Origin of the sequence: Micromonospora sp. HK10, assembly GCF_000982955.1 — a bacterium.
Taxonomy (GTDB): Bacteria; Actinomycetota; Actinomycetes; order Mycobacteriales; family Micromonosporaceae; genus Micromonospora.
In genome coordinates this window covers 14272-14482 of sequence record NZ_KQ058723.1, presented here as the reverse complement: position 1 = coordinate 14482, position 211 = coordinate 14272, and the positions used below count along the sequence as shown (strand labels likewise).

Annotated in this window: 1 protein-coding gene; it reads right to left on the bottom strand. The window is 82.5% G+C overall.

Annotation, left to right across the window (positions count from 1 at the left end):
- On the bottom strand, positions 1 to 211 hold a 211-nt coding region (locus LQ51_RS33310), incomplete at both ends, for a hypothetical protein (RefSeq protein WP_197087555.1).

Here is a 211-nt window from a genome sequence, read left to right as displayed (position 1 = left end):
GCCCCGGCCAGCGGCCCGCCAACGCCGGCCAGCATCCGGCCAGCGCCAGCGCGAGCAGGGCCAGCGCGCCGGCCCAGCGCAGCAGCGGCAGCACCGGGGCGTACGCGGGCGTGGCGGGCGTGCTGGTCGCGGCGGCGAGCTGACTCGCGGTGAGCAGCACGGCGAAGCCGGCGGCGCCCCCACCGAGCAGCCGCCGGCCGCGCGCGGACAG